This is a genomic window from Pseudomonas sp. D1-36 (genome assembly GCF_051132205.1).
Classification (GTDB): domain Bacteria; phylum Pseudomonadota; class Gammaproteobacteria; order Pseudomonadales; family Pseudomonadaceae; genus Aquipseudomonas.
Window position 1 is genome coordinate 5,436,446 of the sequence record NZ_CP071674.1, and the last position, 20,046, is coordinate 5,456,491.

Annotated in this window: 20 protein-coding genes and 2 pseudogenes; 7 read left to right on the forward strand and 15 right to left on the reverse strand. The window is 61.4% G+C overall.

Features of this window, described 5'->3' with window-relative positions; genetic code table 11:
• Position 1: 1 nt before the first annotated feature.
• Positions 2–745: a penicillin-binding protein activator LpoB gene (locus tag J3P76_RS24520; RefSeq protein WP_420765130.1), complete on the forward strand. Its 744-nt coding sequence runs from the start codon at positions 2–4 to the stop codon at positions 743–745.
• A 57-nt stretch (positions 746–802) separates the two neighbouring features.
• Here J3P76_RS24520 and rhtB read toward each other — a convergent pair whose 3' ends face one another.
• The 3 genes from rhtB to J3P76_RS24535 all read right to left on the reverse strand — a co-directional run bounded on the left by rhtB (position 803) and on the right by J3P76_RS24535 (position 4,025).
• On the reverse strand, positions 803–1,435 hold the full coding sequence (rhtB, locus tag J3P76_RS24525) for a homoserine/homoserine lactone efflux protein (RefSeq protein ID WP_420765131.1): 633 nt from the start codon (positions 1,433–1,435) through the stop codon (positions 803–805).
• Positions 1,436–1,533: 98 nt separating this feature from the next.
• Positions 1,534–2,115, reverse strand: a complete 582-nt coding sequence (locus tag J3P76_RS24530; protein WP_420765132.1) for a mechanosensitive ion channel domain-containing protein — start codon at positions 2,113–2,115, stop codon at positions 1,534–1,536.
• Positions 2,115–4,025 carry an ATP-binding cassette domain-containing protein gene (locus J3P76_RS24535; protein WP_434701336.1) on the reverse strand — a complete coding sequence of 637 codons (1,911 nt, stop codon included), beginning with the start codon at positions 4,023–4,025 and terminating at the stop codon, positions 2,115–2,117. Before J3P76_RS24535 ends, J3P76_RS24530 begins: the two co-directional genes overlap by 1 nt.
• A gap of 50 nt (positions 4,026–4,075) precedes the next feature.
• Here J3P76_RS24535 and J3P76_RS24540 point away from each other — a divergent pair, with 50 nt between their 5' ends.
• Positions 4,076–4,540, forward strand: a complete 465-nt coding sequence (locus J3P76_RS24540) for a TIGR02444 family protein (RefSeq protein ID WP_434608916.1) — start codon at positions 4,076–4,078, stop codon at positions 4,538–4,540.
• Here the strand turns inward: J3P76_RS24540 and J3P76_RS24545 are convergent.
• Positions 4,537–5,724 carry an AlgP family protein gene (locus J3P76_RS24545; protein ID WP_434608913.1) on the reverse strand — a complete coding sequence of 396 codons (1,188 nt, stop codon included), beginning with the start codon at positions 5,722–5,724 and terminating at the stop codon, positions 4,537–4,539. The two genes, J3P76_RS24540 and J3P76_RS24545, sit on opposite strands and share 4 nt — an antisense overlap.
• Before the next feature lie 193 nt (positions 5,725–5,917).
• Here J3P76_RS24545 and J3P76_RS24550 point away from each other — a divergent pair, with 193 nt between their 5' ends.
• Positions 5,918–6,583, forward strand: a complete 666-nt coding sequence (locus J3P76_RS24550) for an FKBP-type peptidyl-prolyl cis-trans isomerase (protein ID WP_420765136.1) — start codon at positions 5,918–5,920, stop codon at positions 6,581–6,583.
• 57 nt (positions 6,584–6,640) lie between these two features.
• On the opposite strand, the gene J3P76_RS24555 is transcribed toward J3P76_RS24550, so the two are convergent.
• From J3P76_RS24555 to J3P76_RS24595, 9 genes and pseudogenes are all read right to left on the reverse strand, one after another.
• Positions 6,641–7,099, reverse strand: a complete 459-nt coding sequence (locus J3P76_RS24555; RefSeq protein ID WP_039590209.1) for an Rsd/AlgQ family anti-sigma factor — start codon at positions 7,097–7,099, stop codon at positions 6,641–6,643.
• Positions 7,100–7,277: 178 nt separating this feature from the next.
• The gene (locus tag J3P76_RS24560) at positions 7,278–7,820 is read right to left on the reverse strand and encodes a disulfide bond formation protein B (RefSeq protein WP_434675543.1); all 543 of its coding nucleotides are present in this window, start codon (positions 7,818–7,820) and stop codon (positions 7,278–7,280) included.
• Between the two features lie 287 nt (positions 7,821–8,107).
• On the reverse strand, positions 8,108–9,355 hold the full coding sequence (locus J3P76_RS24565; protein WP_434701338.1) for a heme biosynthesis protein HemY: 1,248 nt from the start codon (positions 9,353–9,355) through the stop codon (positions 8,108–8,110).
• The gene (locus J3P76_RS24570) at positions 9,352–10,482 is read right to left on the reverse strand and encodes a uroporphyrinogen-III C-methyltransferase (protein ID WP_434676604.1); all 1,131 of its coding nucleotides are present in this window, start codon (positions 10,480–10,482) and stop codon (positions 9,352–9,354) included. Before J3P76_RS24570 ends, J3P76_RS24565 begins: the two co-directional genes overlap by 4 nt.
• An 84-nt stretch (positions 10,483–10,566) precedes the next feature.
• Positions 10,567–11,265: pseudogene (locus J3P76_RS24575) on the reverse strand (uroporphyrinogen-III synthase); the annotation flags it as partial.
• On the reverse strand, positions 11,262–12,203 hold the full coding sequence (gene hemC, locus J3P76_RS24580; RefSeq protein WP_434649693.1) for a hydroxymethylbilane synthase: 942 nt from the start codon (positions 12,201–12,203) through the stop codon (positions 11,262–11,264). The pseudogene J3P76_RS24575 and the gene hemC, both read right to left, overlap by 4 nt.
• A 127-nt stretch (positions 12,204–12,330) precedes the next feature.
• A complete protein-coding gene (locus J3P76_RS24585; protein ID WP_420765140.1) occupies positions 12,331–13,077 on the reverse strand; it encodes a LytR/AlgR family response regulator transcription factor in 747 nt (248 codons plus the stop codon).
• A pseudogene (locus J3P76_RS24590) lies at positions 13,074–13,223 on the reverse strand (sensor histidine kinase); the annotation flags it as partial. The gene J3P76_RS24585 and the pseudogene J3P76_RS24590, both read right to left, overlap by 4 nt.
• Positions 13,224–13,266: 43 nt before the next feature.
• On the reverse strand, positions 13,267–13,539 hold the full coding sequence (locus J3P76_RS24595; protein ID WP_434608905.1) for a hypothetical protein: 273 nt from the start codon (positions 13,537–13,539) through the stop codon (positions 13,267–13,269).
• Here J3P76_RS24595 and argH point away from each other — a divergent pair.
• On the forward strand, positions 13,538–14,932 hold the full coding sequence (gene argH / locus J3P76_RS24600; RefSeq protein ID WP_434608903.1) for an argininosuccinate lyase: 1,395 nt from the start codon (positions 13,538–13,540) through the stop codon (positions 14,930–14,932). The two genes, J3P76_RS24595 and argH, sit on opposite strands and share 2 nt — an antisense overlap.
• A 130-nt stretch (positions 14,933–15,062) precedes the next feature.
• Here the strand turns inward: argH and J3P76_RS24605 are convergent, their stop codons facing one another.
• Entirely contained in the window at positions 15,063–15,722 is a 660-nt protein-coding gene (locus tag J3P76_RS24605; protein WP_434701339.1) for a glutathione S-transferase family protein, read from the reverse strand.
• 124 nt (positions 15,723–15,846) lie between these two features.
• Between J3P76_RS24605 and J3P76_RS24610 the strand changes: the two genes are divergently transcribed.
• From J3P76_RS24610 to J3P76_RS24620, 3 genes are all read left to right on the forward strand, one after another.
• Positions 15,847–16,137, forward strand: coding sequence for a hypothetical protein (locus J3P76_RS24610; protein WP_420765143.1), 291 nt, complete (start codon positions 15,847–15,849; stop codon positions 16,135–16,137).
• A gap of 145 nt (positions 16,138–16,282) precedes the next feature.
• On the forward strand, positions 16,283–16,528 hold the full coding sequence (locus tag J3P76_RS24615) for a TIGR02647 family protein (protein ID WP_030129110.1): 246 nt from the start codon (positions 16,283–16,285) through the stop codon (positions 16,526–16,528).
• A gap of 178 nt (positions 16,529–16,706) precedes the next feature.
• Entirely contained in the window at positions 16,707–19,550 is a 2,844-nt protein-coding gene (locus J3P76_RS24620) for a class I adenylate cyclase (RefSeq protein ID WP_434701340.1), read from the forward strand.
• An 8-nt stretch (positions 19,551–19,558) separates the two neighbouring features.
• Here J3P76_RS24620 and rnk read toward each other — a convergent pair whose 3' ends face one another.
• Positions 19,559–19,969, reverse strand: a complete 411-nt coding sequence (gene rnk, locus J3P76_RS24625; protein ID WP_420765145.1) for a nucleoside diphosphate kinase regulator — start codon at positions 19,967–19,969, stop codon at positions 19,559–19,561.
• Positions 19,970–20,046 lie beyond the last annotated feature (77 nt).

Below are 20,046 nucleotides of genomic sequence, written 5' to 3' on the forward strand. Positions count from 1 at the left end.
CATGCGCACATGGATCGCAATGATGGCCCTGGCTTGCGCATTCACTGCGCAAGCGGCCCCAAAAGTCGCGGTGACGGATCTGGCGTACCAAGAACGCGTCGAGGAATACATCCACACGGTTTCGGCCCAAAGCAACTTCCAGGCAAGCCCGTACAGCGCCAGCGCGTCGTCGAGCTACGACGAGATGGAGGCCACCAGCAGTTACATCGAGCAGGGTGAGCTGCGCAAGTTCACCGGTGATATCAAGGGCGAGATGCTGCGCAGCGGCATGTTCCAGCTGGTGCAGGGTACGCCGTATACCGCGTCGTCCAAGGGCGACGTATACGACGTAATCAAGCGTATCAAGGCGGGGAACTTCAAGGGGGCCGACTACGTGCTGTTCGGCACTGTGTCGGACATCGACTTCACCCGCGACATCAATGAACTTGGCACTGCCGACAGCTACTCGGCGGTGCTGGCCCTGACGTTGGTGGCGGATTTCAGCCTGATCAACACCAAGACCTTTGAGATCACCTCGGCCTTCACCGCCATGGGCGAAGGCCAGGACACCAAGCTACTGAACCACCGTGACGTGCGCATCAGCCTCAATCGTCCGCGGGTCGTGCGTGAAGTGTCCAAGGCGCTGGGGGAGGATGTGGCACGGCAGTTGAGCGAACAGCTCGGCGGCCCGATCCAGGAGCAAGCCGGCGAACCTGTGCAGCGCAACAATCTGCCGAGGGACACGGCGCCGGTGATCCTGCGCTGATTTTCAGTCAGGCAACTGATTTTGTGGTGAGGGGATGGCTCCCCTCACCCCATTGGTTTACACCGCAGCCTTGCGGATCGTCGCCAGCAAACCCGCCGCGCCAATGAACAATCCGGCAAAGGTCCGGTTCATCCGCCGTTGCTGCTTAGGGGTTCGCAACAGGCGCAACACCTTGGACGCCAGTCCGGTGTACCCGGCCATGACAATCAGATCGACGCAAATCATCGTCACGCCAAGGATCAGGTATTGCTTGACCAAAGGTGCATGGGGATCGATGAACTGTGGCAGCACGGCGAGCATGAACACCAGGGCCTTGGGGTTGCTGATGTTGACCAGAAAGCCGCGAAACACCAGCGCCAAGGGCTTGCCGATGGGGCGCACCGCCGCGTCGTCGCTGAGGTCGCCGGGGACGGCCCGCCACTGCTTGACGCCCAGGTAGACCAGGTACGCCACGCCGAACCACTTGATTGCATAGAAGGCGGTTGCCGACGCGGTGAGGATCGCGCCCACGCCTGCCGCGACAATTGCGATTTGCAGCGCCAGGCCCAATTGCAGGCCCAAGGCGTTCCAATAACCGCGCCAGAAGCCGTATTGCAAGCCACTGGACATCGATGCAATGGCACCGGCGCCCGGCGAAAGACTGATGACCCAGCAAGCGGCGAAAAACGCCAGCCACGTTTCCAGCAACATTGCACACCTCGGCTCAGATCCATCGAAACGACTAAGCTAATGCGCCGCCGGGCCGGTGGCCATTCTTTTTTTCAGGGGACGCCAGGGTAGGTGCAGGGTTATTCGACGAAACCGCCGACCGGAAACGCCTCGCTGCCGCGCCAGCGCCGCACCGACCGTTGGAAAAACAGGCTATTGGGCACCTGAACCATGGAACTGCCGGTGCCGAGTTCCTCGGGTTCGATCAACGTGGTGTAGAGCAGATTGATCGCCACCACCCGCCCCTTGATGCCTGGCTTGTCGGTGGCTTCCACCAGCTCGACTACGTCGCCCAGGCGGAACGGGCCGACGGTGTAGATCAGGATGGCACACAGCAAATTCGACAATACGCTCCAGATGGCAAAGAACGCGACCGCCGCAACGGCAACGAACCCCGACAGCGCGGTCCAGAGCACCGTGGCCGAGACACCGAGGCGCTCCAGCGCCACCAGCACTGCGCTGCCCATGATCAACCAGCGCAGCACGCCGCGCAGGATGATCATCAGCTGGGTCGGCAATGGATAGCGCTCGCCGAGCCCCGTGAGGAAGCGCGCCACGAACCGCTGGGCAACATAACCTACCAACAGGATCAGCAGGATTTGCACACCGAGCCAGATCGGCTCGATCCACAGGACCGGTATGGGCAAGGACAACGCTTCCATCAGGACAACGCCTCCAGCTCCGCTTGCAGGTTTTCCAGCAACTCCAGGGCTTGCATCCACGCCTCCTCAAGTTCCGCTTCCCGAACCTTCAGCTTGGCCTGTTCAGCCAGCAGATCACGCAGCTCGTCCTTGCGTGCCGCCTCGTAGAGACCACTGTCCCCGAGGCTGGTTTCGATTTTTTGCAGCTTTTCATGCAGCTTGCCCAGCTCGCCTTCGAGCTTGTCGGCTTCGCGCTTGTGCGGCGCCAGTTGCTGGCGCAACGCCGCGGCGGCCTGGCGTTGGGCTTTCTTGTCGGTTTTGTCCGGGTTGACCGGCGCGCTGCTAACCGGTGCGTTGCGCTGGCGATAATCCACCAGCCAGCGCGCATAGTCTTCAAGGTCGCCGTCGAACTCTTCGACTTTACCGTCCGCGACCAGATAAAAGTTGTCCGTGGTGCTCTTGAGCAAGTGCCGGTCGTGGGAAACCACCAGCACCGCGCCGCTGAATTCCTGCAAGGCCATGGTCAGGGCCAGGCGCATCTCCAGGTCCAGGTGGTTGGTCGGTTCGTCGAGCAACAGCAGGTTCGGCCGCCCCCAGGCGATCAACGCCAGGGCCAGGCGGGCTTTTTCGCCGCCGGAGAAATTCAGAACCGGCTCGTCGATGCGCGCCCCGCGGAAATCGAAACCACCGAGGAAGTCCCTGAGTGTCTGCTCACGCTCGGTTGGCGCCAGGCGCTGCAAGTGCAGCAGCGGGCTGGCCTTGGCATCGAGGGAATCCAGCTGATGCTGGGCAAAGTAGCCGACCACGGTGTTTTCACCGCGCGTCAGGCGCCCGGCCAGGGGCTGGAGCTCACCGGAAAGGTTTTTGATCAGGGTCGATTTACCGGCGCCGTTAGGCCCCAACAGACCGATCCGCGCGCCGGGGGTCAGTTGCAACTTGACCTTCTCCAGCACGGTTTTTTCGCCATAGCCCAGTCGTGCATCCGACAGGTCAATCAACGGGCTGGAGATCTTCGACGACTCGCGGAAAACAAAATCGAATGGCGAATCGACATGGGCCGCCGACAGCTCTTCCATCCGCTCCAGGGCCTTGATCCGGCTCTGCGCCTGGCGAGCCTTGGTGGCTTGGGCCTTGAAGCGAGCGATGTAGCTTTCCATGTGCGCGCGCTGCGCCTGCTGTTTCTCATAGGCTTGCTGTTGCTGGGCCAAGCGCTCGGCGCGGGCACGCTCGAAGGCGCTGTAGCCGCCGCGATACAAGGTGAGCTTGCGCTGATCGACATGGGCCACGTGGTCCACCACGGCGTCAAGGAAATCCCGGTCGTGGGAAATCAACAACAACGTGCCCGGATAGCTCTTGAGCCAGTCTTCGAGCCAGATGATGGCGTCGAGGTCCAAGTGGTTGGTCGGTTCGTCGAGCAACAGCAAGTCCGACGGGCACATCAGGGCTTGCGCCAGGTTCAGGCGCATCCGCCAACCCCCGGAGAAATCACCGACCTGACGGTCCATCTGTTCATTGGTAAAGCCCAGCCCGGCGAGCAATTTACGAGCCCGGGCGTCGGCGGTATAACCGTCGGCGCTGTCGAGCTCCGCGTGCAGGCGAGCTTGGGCGGCGCCGTCATGGTCGGCTTCGGCTGCGGCGAGGTCGCGCTGGACCTGACGCAGGCGCAGGTCGCCATCGAGCACATAATCCACCGCCAGGCGTTCGAGGGTGTCGACCTCCTGACGCATATGGGCGATGCGCCAATCGGCGGGCAGCAAGCAATTGCCGGAGTCCGGGTGCAACTCGCCGCGCAACAAGGCGAACAGGCTCGATTTGCCGGCGCCGTTGGCACCGATGAGGCCGGCTTTGTGGCCGGCGTGCAGGGTCAGCTCGGCGTCTTCTAGCAGACGTTGCGGGCCACGCTGTAAAGTCAGGTTCTGAAGTCGAATCATAATGGCGGCGGAGTCTACCAGCTTCGCCCGCAACTGGCGCGAGTAGCACGATGTCGTCTGATCTGTGGAGCTTTTCGATCAACCTCTACGCCAAGCCTGGTGTGGAATCCGCGTGCCTGGCACTACAGACAGGTGGCGCGAACGTGTGCCTGCTGCTCTGTGGGCTGTGGTTGGAACAACGCGGCGTGAGCTGTGATGAGCAAAAGCTGCAGCAGCTTAAGCATCTGGCCGGACCATGGGACTCGACCGTCGTGCAACCGTTGCGCAAGTTACGCACCCAATGGAAAAACCTTGCCCTTCAGGATCCAGGGCTGGGTGGCTTGCGCGAACAGGTCAAGAAACTGGAACTGGAAGCCGAACGGCTATTGCTTGAGCGGCTGGAGGCAACGGTCAAGGAATGGCCAACGGGACAATCCTTGGATTCAGCGCAGTGGCTGCAAAGGCTTGCGGCAAATGCCGGCCAAGCCAACCACGACGCGCTGCATCAGCTGCGCGTCGCGGTTTCCGGCACTTAGGAAGCGCGGGTTGGAGTGGGGCTTGGGACGGTGGCTACACTCGGGTTCAGTGCCGGTGCTGGCGTACCAACCGTTGGCGCGGGGGTCGCCGCCGGAGCTGGCGCAGCAGGTTTGGCAGCCGGAGCGGTTGCCGGTTTTGCAGCGGCTGGCTTGGCGGCGGCTGGCTTTTTCACGGCCGGCTTCGCAGCGGGCTTGGCGGCGGCAGGTTTGGCGGCAGGCTTGGTCGCGGCAGGCTTGGCGGCAGCGGTGCTCGCTGGTTTGGCTGCAGCCGGTTTAGCCGCAGGCTTAGCCGCAGCTTTGGCAGGCGCCTTGGCGGCGACTGGCTTGGCCGCGGATTTCGCAGCAGGTTTGGCAGCAGCACGTTTGGCAGCAGTGGCCTTGGTCGCAGTTGGCTTGGCAGCCGGCTTCGCAGCGGGTTTGGCGACCGCTTTCACAGCCGGTTTGGCAGCGGTGGCTTTCGTTGCCGCAGGCTTGGCGGCAGCGGTTTTCGCAGCGGGCTTGGCAGCCACTTTGGCAGCAGGCTTAGCGGCGACAGGTTTGGCAGCGGCTGCTTTTACGGCAGGCTTGGCGGCAGGCTTGGCGGCAGCTTTGGCGGCCGATTTTTTCGCAACGGGTTTCGCCGCGCTGGCAGCAACCGGTTTTTTCACGGCAGGTTTGGCCACTGGTTTGCTGGCTGCCTTCGCGCCTACCTTGGTCACCGGCTTGGCGGCCACTTTTGTTGGAGTTTTTGCCGCGACAGGTTTAGCCGCTGGCTTCTTGGCCGATACAGCGGCAGGCTTTGCCGCGCGAAGCGTCAGCGCCTTGCCTGCGGCTTCCTGGACACGACCCACGCCTTGGGCCAGCTTCAGGCTTTCCTGGGCGTCACGCTTGAGTTGCAGGATGTAGGCGCGGGTTTCGGATTGACGATCCTTCAGGGCATCGAGCAGGTTCTCGAGTTCCTTCACGGCATCCTTGGCCTTGGCTTGTGCCTTGGCTTTGCCAGCGGTTGCCGCGTCTTGCAGTTTGGTGCGCGACTTGTGAAGTTTTTCCTGCGCCTTGCCGCGTTGTTTTTCCAGCTTGGCGAGTAGTTTTTCAGCATCAGCCAGGGCTTGGGAGCAGGCATTTTCCAGATGCTCGAGCAAGCTGCCCGACAGTTGTTGGAGCAAGTGCAACGGAGTGTTTACAGGCTTCTTAGTGGCCGACATGGTTTACCTCCTGACTGACGTGAGTGCGGCTCATACTAGACCTCTGCTGCAACCGCCGCTAGGGCATGTTGACACTACACAAGGCGTTGCGTTGCACGGCACAAGAAATCTTCTGCGCCGGCGCCTGGGCAATTCACTTTTACTGTTTGCGGCACTGGCATAATCCCTCGAATCGAGGCCGGAGAAAGTACACATGTCGCGTCATCTTTTTTTACTTCTTTGCATGATTTTCCCAGTGGCCCAAGCCACAGAAAAACCCAACGCAAACGAAGCCCGGGAGCTGGCCTACAGTCTTGGCGCGAGCCTGGGGGAACGCCTGCGCCAAGACGTACCCGACCTGCAGATACAAGCCTTGGTCGAAGGCCTGCAACAGGCCTATCTTGGCAAGCCGCTGGCGTTGGATGATGAACGCATCGAAAGGATCCTGGCCGAACACCAGGCGCAGTTGACGGCGCAATCGGCGACGCCGCAAGACCAAGTGGCGCTGAAGACCGAGCAGAAGTTTCTCAACGAGGAAAAAGGCCGGCCAGGCGTCCAGCAATTGCCGGACGGCATCCTGTTGACCGAACTCAAGCCGGGCAGTGGCACGAAAGCCGGCCCCCACGGCAAGGTCCAAGTGTTGTATGTCGGTCGTCTGCCGGACGGCACGGTGTTCGATTCCAACCATCAGGCACAGTGGTTCAATCTTGATAGCGTGATCGATGGCTGGCGCAGTGCATTACCGCAGATGCCCGTAGGCGCAAAGTGGCGGTTGGTGATTCCTTCAGCCTTGGCCTATGGCGCCGAAGGTGCCGGAGACGTTATTCCACCTTTCACGCCCCTGGTATTTGAAATTGAACTGCTGGGCGCGACGACTTGACGCCCTGAAAAGAAAAACGGCACGCAATGCGCACCGTTTTCTGTCCCGAAGATGATCTCAAGCCTGGACCGCAGCTTCTTCCTTGTGGGCGTTGTGCAGCACTTCGATCAGGCAGTCTTCCAGCTCGAAACGCTCGTGCAACAAGCCGCCCAGTTCCTTGAATTTTTCCGCCACGCATTTGCCTTCATCGCACAGGTCGTTGAAGGCCAGCAGCTTCTCGGTGATGACATCGATGCGCGGGTAAATCGTGTCGGCCAGTTCCAGGCCGCGCTTGTCATTGAAGGCCTTGGCCTCGCCCGTGAGTTGCTCGTAGATCTCGAAATGACCCGCGGACACATAGTCCACCAGCACACCACAGAACTCTTGCAAGGGCTTGCGGCTTTCACTCAGTGCTTCAGGCTTGTCGCCAAGAGCATCATAGGCTCGAACCAGTTCGTGACGCTCCTGCAACCAGCGGTCGATCAGCAGATGCACCCCACCCCAGCGTTCCTGAGCATTCTGACAACTTTCGAGCATGGTGATTTCTTCCCTTCTGAGTCACGCCCCTCGCCGTCTGAAACACCCGCCTGAATGATCAGGAGCAAGCCAGACACAACATGATCGAGTGGCATGATTCCAATGATACGTGCGGGCCAGATTATGCCCGCGCGACAACTGCTTCAAGGTACGCAGGAGAGAAAGTTCATACAAGTGTTTAATCCAGCGCCCGGACCAACTGCGACGTCTCGCCGCCGAGCGGCCGTACCAGGGCATCCCAGACCAGGCGCAACAGCAGGTAAGTCATCGAGACAGCAACGGCGAGGAAGAACAGCAGGCTCCATTCGGGGATGCTCAGGTCGAACAGCGTCCAGGTGACACTCGCACAGTCGGGGGCACCATTGGCGACGCGATGCGCGGCACTCCACCACGAGTCCACCTCCGGCAATTGGGCCATGCAGTCAGGCAGCAGCTCATGTGACTCGCTTTGCACCAGTACATTGCGCCAAGCCAACGCCAACCCTGCCGATGCAAAGGCAGCCCCCATCGCTGCATAGGCGATGCAGCCCTTGCGGGTTGGGCCATGCACGCACGCCACGAGGCAATTCACCAGGAAGAGCATCAGGCACAGCCGCTGCAAGATACACAGGCTGCAAGGGGACAGGCCAACCGCGTATTCCAGATAACTGGCGACGCCCATAGCCAGGGCAGCAGCGATGGAAGCCATGAGAAACAAGAAGCGTGAGCTGGCCAGAGACATGGCGGATCCGTAACAGAAGAGACAAGCTGTAACGGTAGAGGAAAGCCCCTGGGCCTTTCAAGGCAGCCCCGCGCAGACACTTCACCAGAGGTGTAGGGAATTCCCGACAGGCCAAAGAGGATTCAGCTCAGTGTGCTGTAGGACTTCGCTGAGCGCTTGGTCAGACCTCCAAAAACCGGGCCGGGATTCGCCACCGTTTGCCTCAGGATGGGTACGACGCCGTGGCGAGAGAGTGTGCTCTCCCTTCCCGGCGGTTCATACCCACCTCAAAGAGTCTTCGTCCCGCCTCAAGTCGACAGGACTTGAGGCGAAACCGGTAGCGGCGCCGCAAGCAAGCGCTCATCCAGCAACCCCAACCCCTCCTGGAACAGCTGGTTGCTTCGCTCGGCATCCCCCAACTGCGCCAGCAGCCGCGCCAACTCGGCGCAAGCTTCGGGGTTGCGCTGCATGCGCAGGCTGCTTTCCAGATAATCCCTTGCCTTGCCCCACAGGCTGTTCTGCAGGCACAGGCGCCCGAGCGTCAGGAGCAGGCTCGGATCATTCGGATGATCCTTGAGCCAGCCTTCAGCCACCTGCAGTTGCCGGCTCGAATCCGCGCCACGAACCAGGCCATACAGGCGCGCCAGGTGGCTGTCGTAGTTGCGCTTGAGCGCAGCGCGCAGCACCTCTTCCGCCTCTACCTGGGCACCCAGCTGCCGAAGCTGCTCGGCGTAGGCCAATACCAGTGCCGGTTCCTGGCGCTGGGCGGAAGTCAGTTGCTGCCACGCGCGATCAAGCGATTGCAGGCCGACACTGCCATCGGCCTCGCGGTGGGCTGCCAGGGTGAGGTTTTCGCCCCAGGCCCGGCGCTCCAGTTCTGCCAGTTCGGCGGCAGGCAGGACCTTGTCCTTGCGCAACTCGGGCAGCAACCGGATCACCGCCGGCCAATCCCCCCGCTGCTGGTGCAAGCGTTGCAGCTGACGCAAGGCCTGGGTGTTATGGGGGTAGCGTTCGTGCATGGCTTGCAGGGTAGTCAATGCACCGTCTGTGTCGCCACGGTCCATCTGCAACTGGGCGTGAGTCAGCGCGATAGCCAGCTCCGCCTGGGGCTGACGCTCCAAGGCGCGCTCCAGCAAGCTATCGCTCTGATCGTAAAGGCCCTGCTCGTTGGCAGCGCGAGCGGCGCCGAGGTAATACAGCAACGGCTGCCGCTCGGCTTCGGCGGCACGATGCAAGTGCCGTTGGGCGCTGGCCCAGCGTCCCTCTGCCAGGTCCAACTGTCCGTGCTCGATTGCAACCTGGATTCGACGACTGCGGTTGCGCCGCGACCACGGGTTGACCACGCCGGTCGAGGTGGTCACCAGCCCAATCAGCGCGGTGACACCTCGCCACAGCAACCAAAGCACCGCGATCAATGCCAGCGTGACCCACAACCCGGCCTCGTAGCGGAAGTTCTTGTACGCCACCAACACGTAACCCGAATGCTCGGCAATCGCGACGCCCAGCACAGCGGCAACGGCGATGGCCACGAACAGAATCACGTAGAGGCGCTTCATGGCGTGGCCTCCTGCTCACCTGCCTTGGGCAACGGCTTGACCGATTCTTCGGCGTTCACGTTGCGGCGTTCAAGATAGGCCTGGACGGCGCTGAGCGTGCCGGTAAGGTCTGGCGTGACCACCGTCACCGGCATCTTGCCCAGCTCAACGACTCGTTCCAGCATGATTTTGCTTTGCGGGTTGTCCTGGTTGAAATTGTTCTTGAGGACGTCACGGGCTTCGGCCAGTGCCTGGGTGTACACCGGCGCCTGGCCGTTGAGGGCGGCCCATTGCGCCTGCTCCAGGGCCAGGCTCAAGGCCAGGCGCACCTGCATCAGGCTCTGGCCGGCGAGGAGCGGACGGACATTTTCATCGGCATTGAAATCGATGCGGATGTAGCGCGAAATACGATCCCACCACTGCGACCACTGGCTGGCGCCGTCGCCATCGGCGGTCAGCCCCAGCAGGGATTCACCGCGGTCCTTGTATTCGGGAGCGATTTCCGACAACTGCAAGACCTGGTCACGCAGGGCGCCCAACTGGAGGAACAGGCCGGTGCGATCTGGCTGCTCTGTGCTGCGCAACGCAGCGAGGGTCTTGGCCAGCTGTTCGCGGGCAGCGAAGGACCCGGGATCGTTTTGCTCGCGAAGGATTTCATCGGCACCCTGCACAAGGGCCTGGGCACTGTTGATGTCTTGCAGGGCGGAAAGTCGCAGGCTGGCCAGGCGCAACAGGTGCTCGGCTTCGGCCAGGCGCCAGTCCTTGCGGCTGGAACCAAGCACGGTTTCCAGGCGCTGGTTCAGGCGCTGCTGGTCGCCTTGCAACTGGGCGACCTGACGTCGCCGCTCTTCCAGCTCTTGAGCCGCAGGCAACTGCTCCAGGCGTTCGCTCAGCCGCTGCTCGTTGAGCTTGAGGTTCTGGGCCTGGTCGTTGAGTGCCTGGACCTGAGCGGCCTGCTGCTGGGTATTGGCTTGCAGGTGACGCACTTGCCAGATACCCCATCCGCCCACGGCCACGCCGGCAGCGCCCAACAATAACGCGACAATCGCAAGCCCGTTACCGCGGCGCGGCGCCACCGGCACCGACGGGTCAGTCGGAGCTTCGACCGCTGGCTGATCTTGATCTTTTGGCAAGGCTGTTTCGCTCACGTATCCATCCTTTGCATTAGAAAACGGCACGGACTGTTCCCGTAAAGCCGCCAGCAAAGCCGCGGCACTGGCGCCACGACAATCCACAACTGTCCTGGCCCCGGCGGCACGCGCCATCTCGGCGACCCTGGGGCTTGGAACAAACAAGGGTAGCCGCGCCAGGGCGGGCCACGCGTCACCGGCCAGCCGGTGCAGATGCTCGAAGCTCTGCCCACTGCTGACCACCAGCGCGTTCAAGCGTTCCGCCTCGACCTTCGCTGGCAACTCGCCTTCGCCGTAGTGCGGCAAGCCGCGACGGTACAACTCCAGGTAGTCGACACTAGCACCTTGCTCTCGCAAACGCTCTGCCAGCAAACCGCGCCCACCCTCGCCACGCACAATCAAGACACGTGCGTCAGGCCGGTCGATAGCCTGGCGCAACGCCGCCAGCTCAAGCAGGGCTTCGCTGTCGTCACCGTTTTCGGGGTAAAAAACGCGGAGGCCGGCATCGGCCAGAATTTGCCCGGTCGCGGCGCCTACGCTGAACCAGGGTTGCTCTGGAAGGCGCGGCCAGTATTGACGCAGCAACTCCACGGCCAAGCGTGCCGCAGGCTTGCTGACGACGATCACCGCGCTGTACCGATCCAGAGCCTGGAACTTGTCTCGCTCGGACTCGGACAGGGGGACCGGCGTGATATCCAGCAGCGGCATGGCGCTGCTATGGATGCCCGCCTGCGCCAGAACGGCCGCCAACGCAGACGACTCGTCCGCCGGCCGGGTCAGTAGCAGCCGCCATCCCGTCACGCGTCGCCGGCCTCGCCGTAGACTTTCTTGAGAATATCGTCGGCGCCTTGGCTCAACAGGTCCTCGGCGACGCGCACGCCCAACGCCTCGGCATCGCGACGCGGCGCCCGGGCCTCGGCGGCGAGCAGTTGGCCGCCACTCGGATCGCCCACCAGGCCCCGCAACCAGACCTGCTCACCTTCAAGGACGGCGTAGCAGGCGATCGGCACCTGGCAGCCGCCGTTCAGATGCTTGTTGAGTGCCCGCTCGGCGAAGACTCGGATAGCCGTGTCTTCATGGTGCAGCGGTGCCAGCAGAGCGTGAATCTCGCTGTCGGCGCTGCGGCATTCAATGCCCACCGCCCCCTGCCCTCCGGCCGGCAGGCTGTCATCGACGCTGATGGCCGAGGTGATGCGTTCTTCGAAACCCAGACGGATCAGGCCCGCTGCGGCGAGGATGATCGCGTCGTACTCGCCGGCGTCGAGCTTGGCCAGGCGCGTGTTGACGTTGCCCCGCAGGAAGCGGATCTGCAGATCAGGGCGACGGGCCAGCAGCTGTGCCTGGCGGCGCAGGCTCGATGTGCCCACCACACTCGCGGCGGGCAGCGCGTCAAGGCTGGAAAAGTCGTTTGAGACGAATGCGTCGCGCGGATCTTCTCGTTCGCAGATGCAAAAAAGGCCCAGGCCTTCGGGGAAGTCCATGGGCACGTCTTTCATTGAATGCACGGCGATATCGGCTTCATTGTTCAGCAAGGCTGTTTCCAGTTCCTTGACGAACAAGCCCTTGCCACCGATTTTCGAGAGTGGCGAGTCCAGCAGCTTGTCGCCGCGACTGACCATGGGCACCAGCGTCACGACCAGCCCCGGATGGGCCGTTTCGAGGCGGGCTTTGACGTATTCGGCCTGCCAGAGGGCCAAGGCGCTTTTACGGGTGGCGATGCGGATCTCGCGAGGGGACATGGATCAATCCGTACTTAAAAGATACGGCAGATAATAACAGCTCAGCCAAAACCGCTTTGACTTGAATCACGACGTCGCGGCCTCCCTGGCCGCCAATCCTGGAAACGGAACGCTCGAGGACGTCGCGCTAGAGCTGCTGCATCATCTTGCGCACGCCGGCGACATGCCGCCGACTGACGATCAGCGCATCGCCATTCAATCCCTTCAGGTACAGCTGGAAATGCCCCAGCGGCGTACGCTGCAAGCGCTCGATACGTTCGCGGGCCACCAGGGCGTTGCGGTGGATACGCACGAACCGCTCGCCGAACTCATCCTCGAGAGCCTTGAGCGGCTCGTCCAGCAACACTTCACCGCTTTCGTGACGCAAGGTCACGTACTTGTGGTCGGCTATGAAATAAACCACTTGGTTCAAGGGGATCAATTCGATGCCCTTGCGGGTCCGCGCGCTGATGTGGCTGCGTGGGCCACTGCCACTCTCGGCGGCCGGGCGGGTGAGCGCCGCCAACTGCGTGCGGTTCGGCCGCTCGGCCTTGCGCAACGCCTCCTCCAGCGCCTGGATGGACACTGGCTTGAGCAGATAGCCCACGGCACCGGTCTGCAATACCTCGGGAGGAAACTCGTCACGCGTGGTGCAAAACACCACCGCCGGAGGTGACTCGCGCTCGCAGAGCTTCGCCGCGACCTGCAAGCCGTCGAGACCCGGCATGCGAATGTCGAGCAGCACGATATCCGGCTTGTGGCTGTCGATTAGGGCCAATGCCTCTTCGCCATTGGTGGCGCTCGGCTCCAGGACACTGTAACCCTCGAGTTCACGGAGCAATCGGCTCAGGTCCTCGCGGGCCAGTGGTTCGTCGTCAACGATCAGGACATTCATATAGCGCTGGATTCCTGCGTGAGTCTCGCACAAGGATAGCGTAGACAGGGGAAGTGACATCCGTCACCGCGATCCACGCTAAGACTCGTCCGAGGGCCAAAAAGTGCCGCGAGGCGGTTGTCGATCTTTACCAGCGCTTGCCCACCGATGCTCGAGGCCTGTTGTCGCACAGCGTCGCCACAGGGTTTGTTAAGACTCGATCTGACCAATATGAGCACCCCCCTTTAATGGTGCGTCCGATGCGTCCAGGATGAAAAAGCAAAGACCTACCGTCCACTGTAGACGGTTGCCACGACGATATTGCTCAATCGAAAAATATCCTTGTGCAAAAAACCCATGCAATGGTTGACCCGCACGGTAAAAAACCTGCCGAGCAGTGCCAGCGCCAGCCCCGGCAACCCTGTTATCATCCGGGCCAGCGTTAACCGTTATCTTTTTCCAGCCGATCACGAGCGAATTCATGAGCACTGACAAGACCAATCAGTCCTGGGGCGGCCGCTTCAGTGAACCCGTCGACGCTTTCGTCGCCCGCTTCACCGCCTCCGTCAACTTCGACCAGCGCCTGTATCGCCACGACATCATGGGCTCGATTGCCCACGCCACCATGCTGGCCAAGGTCGGCGTGCTGACCGATGCCGAGCGCGACAGCATCATCGATGGCCTGAAGACCATCCAGGGCGAGATCGAGGCCGGCCAATTCGATTGGCGCGTTGACCTCGAAGACGTGCACATGAACATCGAAGCGCGCCTGACCGATCGCATTGGCGTGACCGGCAAGAAACTGCACACCGGCCGCAGCCGCAACGACCAGGTCGCCACCGATATCCGCTTGTGGCTGCGCGATGAGATCGACCTGATCCTGGCCGAAATCACCCGCTTGCAAAAAGGTCTGCTGGAACAAGCCGAGCGCGAGGCCGAGAGCATCATGCCGGGCTTCACGCACCTGCAGACCGCCCAACCTGTAACGTTTGGGCATCACATGCTGGCCTGGTTCGAAATGCTCAGCCGTGACTACGAGCGCCTGGTGGATTGCCGCAAGCGCACCAACCGCATGCCCCTGGGCAGCGCCGCGCTGGCCGGCACCACCTACCCGATCGACCGTGAATACACCGCCCAGTTGCTGGGCTTCGACACCGTCGGTGGCAATTCGCTGGATAATGTCTCGGACCGCGATTTCGCCATCGAATTCTGCGCCGCCGCGAGCATTGCCATGATGCACTTGTCGCGCTTCTCCGAAGAGCTGGTGCTCTGGACCAGCGCGCAATTCCAGTTCATCGATTTGCCCGACCGTTTCTGCACCGGCAGCTCGATCATGCCGCAAAAGAAAAACCCCGACGTACCGGAACTGGTACGCGGCAAGAGCGGCCGGGTGTTCGGCGCATTGATGGGCCTGCTGACCCTGATGAAAGGCCAACCGCTGGCCTACAACAAGGACAACCAGGAAGACAAGGAGCCGCTGTTCGACGCTGCCGACACCCTGCGTGATTCGCTGCGGGCGTTCGCCGACATGATCCCAGCCATCAAGCCCAAGCATGCGGTCATGCGCGAAGCGGCCCTGCGCGGCTTCTCCACCGCCACTGACCTGGCCGATTACCTGGTGCGCCGTGGCCTGCCGTTCCGGGACTGCCATGAAATCGTCGGCCATGCCGTGAAGTATGGCGTAGACAGCGGCAAGGACCTGGCAGAGATGAGCCTGGACGAACTGCGCCAGTTCAGCGACCAGATCGAGCAAGACGTGTTCGCCGTGCTGACCTTGGAAGGTTCGGTCAATGCACGTGATCACATTGGCGGCACCGCACCGGCGCAGGTCAAGGCCGCCGTGATGCGTGGCCAGGCGCTGATTGCCAGCCGCTAAAAAGCCAAAAGCATCGCGAGCAGGCTCGCTCCCACATTTGATCTGCGCAGGCTCACACAATATGTGTTCACTGAAGATCTAACCGTGGAGCGAGCCTGTTCGCGATGGCGACCTGCAAGGCGCTAGAATTTCATTTCCTGGCCGCGGTCTTCGCCAAAAACGCGGGCATCTCAGCATCCCGATCCGCCGCGATCCGCTTCACGTGCGGATTCTGCTCCAACAACTCCATCAAGTTCCTGGCTGCCGGCATGTCCGCCAACAGATCGATGTCGAAGACTTTCCGGCCCACCTGCAAAACCAACGAAAGGCTGTAGTAGAAATACAGGTCCGCGATGCTGAACGCCTCTCCCGCCACATAAGGCGAAAACTTGCCGTGCCGGCGGAGCGAAGCGAACCCCAACAGCAATTCACCTCTGGCCTTTTCCTTGATCGCATCGGGCACCGACATGCCGAAAAACGCTTCCGGATAACAGGCGCGCCCCGGCAGCTCGATGTACAGCTCGATTTCCCGGCACAAGGCCAATACCTGGGCTCGCCCGAACGGGTCCGTTGGCAGCAAGGCCTTGCCTGGCTGGGTTTGCTCGATGTACTCAAGGATCACGCTGGTCTCGTTGATGAAACCCTGCTCGGTCTTCAGCACCGGAACCTTGCCGCGCGGGCTGATGGCCAGCGCTTCCGGAGTCTGGGCGCCAAAGAACTGGACTTCTTCGAAGGGCACTCCCTTCTCCAGGAGAGCCAGCTTGACCATGTTGTAATAATTGCTGACAGAAAAACCATAAAGCTTGAGCATTCCATAGCCTCCAGGCCGTGCGGGGTTGGCAGCCTTGGGTTATAGACCGCCGGCGTGTTTCGCGCCAGGCGCATCACGCCGCTGAATACAGGTAAACTGGCGCCTTTTCCTAGAGGAGGCTGCCATGAGCGAGCCCATCGACAACGGCAACGACATTGACGAAGAAGAGTTCGTCGAGAATACGCTGATCCAGGCCATCGAGAATCAGATCGAAAGCGACAATCCACCAGCGGCCAAGGCCACGTTCAACAAGCTGACCCTGGTGGGTTATGAGCGTGAAGAAATTCTCAACCTGATGGCCCACGTACTGGCGGTGGAAATCGACGCGATCCTCGAAGAAGACCGTCCGTTCAATACCGAGTGGTACGAAGCTGCATTGCGCGCCCTGCCCGAGTTGCCGCCGGAAAAAAACTAAGCTGTTCTTGTGGCGAGGTAGCTGGCTCCCTCGCCATGAAAAAGTTCCCGGACAAAAAACCATGACTCTGACACTGGACAGCTCGCCCAAGTGCGCTCACCTTAGTGACGCTGTCGTCCAAATTCCTAGAAAGTCTGGAGTCCTTATGTCGCTTACCCCTGAGCTGGTTGCCGAACTGGAAATCCTTGCACTCTTCAACCTGGACAGTTCCCAGGAAGGCCTGAAAATTCATCAGACCGCTGCCCCCAAAGCCATCGCCGCTGCCCAACGCCTGTTTGACAAAGAACTCATCACCCAACCCGATGGCGGTTACCTGACCAGCCTGGGCCGTGATGCCGCACAGAATGTGCAAACGGTTCTGACGATTCTTAGCGTCCAAGAAACCGCCTGATTTTCCGCCTCGCCCACGGGAATCCCTCTGCTCGGGATTTCCGCAGGCGCGTGGCGCCTCCGTAAAAATACTTGGCTCGACCGCGTTTTCCAGCTCAAGAATTCCAGGAACCGGGCGCTATCCTGCCATCACCTGTTTTTTTCCCCACGTTCGACGCCGCGATCCGGTTTGAGCTGACATGACCCGCAACCATGAAATACGCCCCGATCTGGACCAGGGAATCGACCGCAAGGTCCTGAGCCAGCTGCGCGCGCGTTTCCTCAAGCTCAACAGCGGCCGAATGGAGCGCGCCCTCGAAGGGCTGTCGACCCGCCAGCAGGGCGTGTTGACGCTGCTTCCGCTGTTTTTTCATGTCAACCATCCCTTGTTGCCCGGTTATGTCTCGGGCAGCACACCGGCCGGGCTGTCCAATTACGAACCCGACACCGACGTCCTCGCCGAGGCTCAGCGGCTGACTCGCTCGTTCTCGTACAAACCTCGCCACGGCAGCAACCCACCGCGGCCCATCCTCGGCCTGTTCCTGATGGGCAGTCTCGGCACCTTGGCCCAGGCCGATCAGAGCGACATGGACGTTTGGGTGTGCCATGGCCCGGACCTGAGCGACGACGAACTGGCCGAACTGCGAAAGAAATGCCAGTTGCTGGAAACCTGGGCGGCCACCCAGGGCGCCGAAGCGCACTTCTTCCTCATCGACCCGCAGCGATTCGTCCGCGGCGAACGGGACAATCAGCTCAGCTCCGACGACTGTGGAACCACCCAGCATTATCTGTTGCTGGATGAGTTCTATCGCACCGCGATCTGGCTGGCCGGGCGCACGCCAATCTGGTGGCTGGTGCCGGTCTACGAAGAAGAAAACTACCAGCAGTACACCCATACGCTGATCTCCAAACGCTTCATTCGTGCGGACGAGACTCTGGACTTGGGTCACCTGGCCTACATCCCGCCGGGAGAATTCATCGGCGCCGGGCTCTGGCAGTTATTCAAGGGAATCGAATCGCCCTACAAGTCGGTGCTCAAGCTACTGCTGACCGAGGTCTACGCCAGCGAACATCCGGATGTCCGCTGCCTGAGCCTGCGTTTCAAGCAGGCGGTGTTCGCCAATCACCTGGATCTGGATGAGCTGGATCCGTACATGGTCGTTTATCGCCGCCTCGAGGAATACCTGATCGCCCGCGGCGAGCCGGAACGTCTGGAACTGATCCGGCGCGCCCTGTACCTGAAGGTCAATCGCAAGCTCACCGGCCATGCTCGCAGTAGCGGCTGGCAGCGCAACCTGCTGGAGCGCCTGGCCCGGGATTGGGGCTGGGACCAACGTCAACTGGCGCTGCTGGACAGCCGCAGCCAGTGGAAGGTGCGCCAAGTCAGCAACGAGCGGCGGGCCCTGGTCAACGAGCTGACCTACAGCTATCGCTTCCTGACCCAGTTCGCCCGCACCGAGAAAACCGTCAGCCTGATCAACAAGCGCGACCTCAATGTTCTCGGACGCCGGCTGTACGCGGCCTTCGAGCGCAAGGCTGACAAGGTCGAGTTCATCAATCCCGGGATTGCCCCGGACCTGGCGGAAGACACCCTGACCCTGGTCCAGTCGCCGAACAAGAAAGAGCCCGGGCAAAACCAATGGGGTTTGTACAACGGCAGCCTGAACGCGCTGGAATGGGAAAATTTCGCCCCCATCAAACGCAGCCGCGAGCTGCTTGAATTACTCACCTGGTGCCATCGCAACGGTGTGATCGACAGCAGCACGCGTCTGGCGCTGCACCCGGGCGAAAGCGACCTGAGCGAGTTTGAACTGTTCAACCTGTTGGGCAGTTTGCAGCAGGCCATCGCTTTGCCCCTGGCCACGGTCGACGAAGAACAGTTGCTCCACGCCAGCGTGCCCAGTGAAGTGTTGATTCTGGTAAACGTGGGCGTCGACCCACTCAAGCATCACCGCGACCTGAACATCCTGATGACCACCGAGCGCACCGATTCCCTGAGCTACGCCGGGGTCCGGGAAAACCTGGTGCTGACCCTCGACCAGGTCACGCTCAATAGCTGGAATGAAGTGCTGGTCAACCGCTTCGACGGCGAGCATGCCCTGCTCGATTGCTTGCGCGACTACCTCAACGCCTTGCCTGCGATACAACGCCAGCCGCGCTTGCAGGTCCGGTGCTTCTGTCACAACCGCGCGCAATTCATCGCACGCCGGGTCGAAGAAGTCATCGAGACCACCCAGACCCTGCTATTGAGCAAGCTCAATTACCGTTATCTGCTGCAAGTCCAGCAGCACTACCACGTACTGGAATTGGTGCCGGGCCAGGTCAGCCACGTGGCGCTGGGCAGCCTGTCGGCATTGATGGATTACCTGGGGGAAGAGCTGACGGCCTATAGCCCGCTGCACCTGGATTCAATGGCGTTGGAAGATCACGATGTGGCGCTGATCCTGCCCATGGGCCAACCCGAGTGCATCCAGGTGTTCTACCGGGTCTATGAGGACGAAGCCGAGCTGTACGTGCTCGATGAGCTCAACGCCTTGTGGCAGCAGCGCTTGCCTTATCACGACGAACAGAGCCTGCTGGTACCGCTGCAGCGGTTCCTGCAATCGGTGCTGTACCGCCGCGATGCCTTGCTACCGATGGACGCTGCCCAGCCGGTCACGCTGGAAATGCTCTATTACCAGCTCCTGCCTTCAGGGAACGGGCGGGCCCGGAGGGTCGAGTCACGACAGGCGCCGCAGACGCCGGTCAACAAACCGTTCTATGACGTACAAGCAATCATCGGCAAAGCGGCGCACGGACAAGTGCACGTCACCCTGTATTGCGATCAGCGGGAATTTTCGGAACTGGAGCATGGCGACCAATTGTTTCATGTGGTCGCCAGGGAAATTGTCGGGCAGCGCCGCGACGCCGAACGCTATCGTTGCTACATCACCGACCTGGACCTCTCGGGCCTGGTGGGTGACGGCGCCAGCCCAAGTATCCTGTTCCTGCGCTACAAAGCCGACCTGGAACGGGCACTGAACGAGGCGCTGAACCAGGTCTGAGGCGGGCTTCAGAATGCGCAGTCGCCACCGTTGACCGGCTGCGACTCGACCTCCAGCAATGTCAGCTTCAAGGTCTTGCCGCCCGGCGCCGGCCAGTCGATGTGCTGGCCGACTTTCAAGCCCAGCAAGGCGCTGCCCACTGGCGCCAGGATCGAAATCTTGCCCTCGTCGGCGTTGGCATCCTTGGGGTAGACCAGCGTCAGGTGATAATCCTTGCCGCTGCTTTCCTCGCGACAGTGCACCCGCGAGTTCATGGTTACGACATCGGCAGGCACTTCATCGTGACCCACCAGGTTCTCGGCGCGATCCAGTTCGGTTTGCAAGGCGATCACGCCGGGAAGCGTTTCATCCAGGCTGTCGATCAAACGCTCCAGACGCTGCACGTCCAAGCGAGTAAGGGTGATGGAAGGTGCGGTCATGATTCAGGCAGACTCCTTTCTTCTGCACGAAAAAAGCAAAACCCCGCCACATAAAGACGGGGTTTTCACGCGCCTCG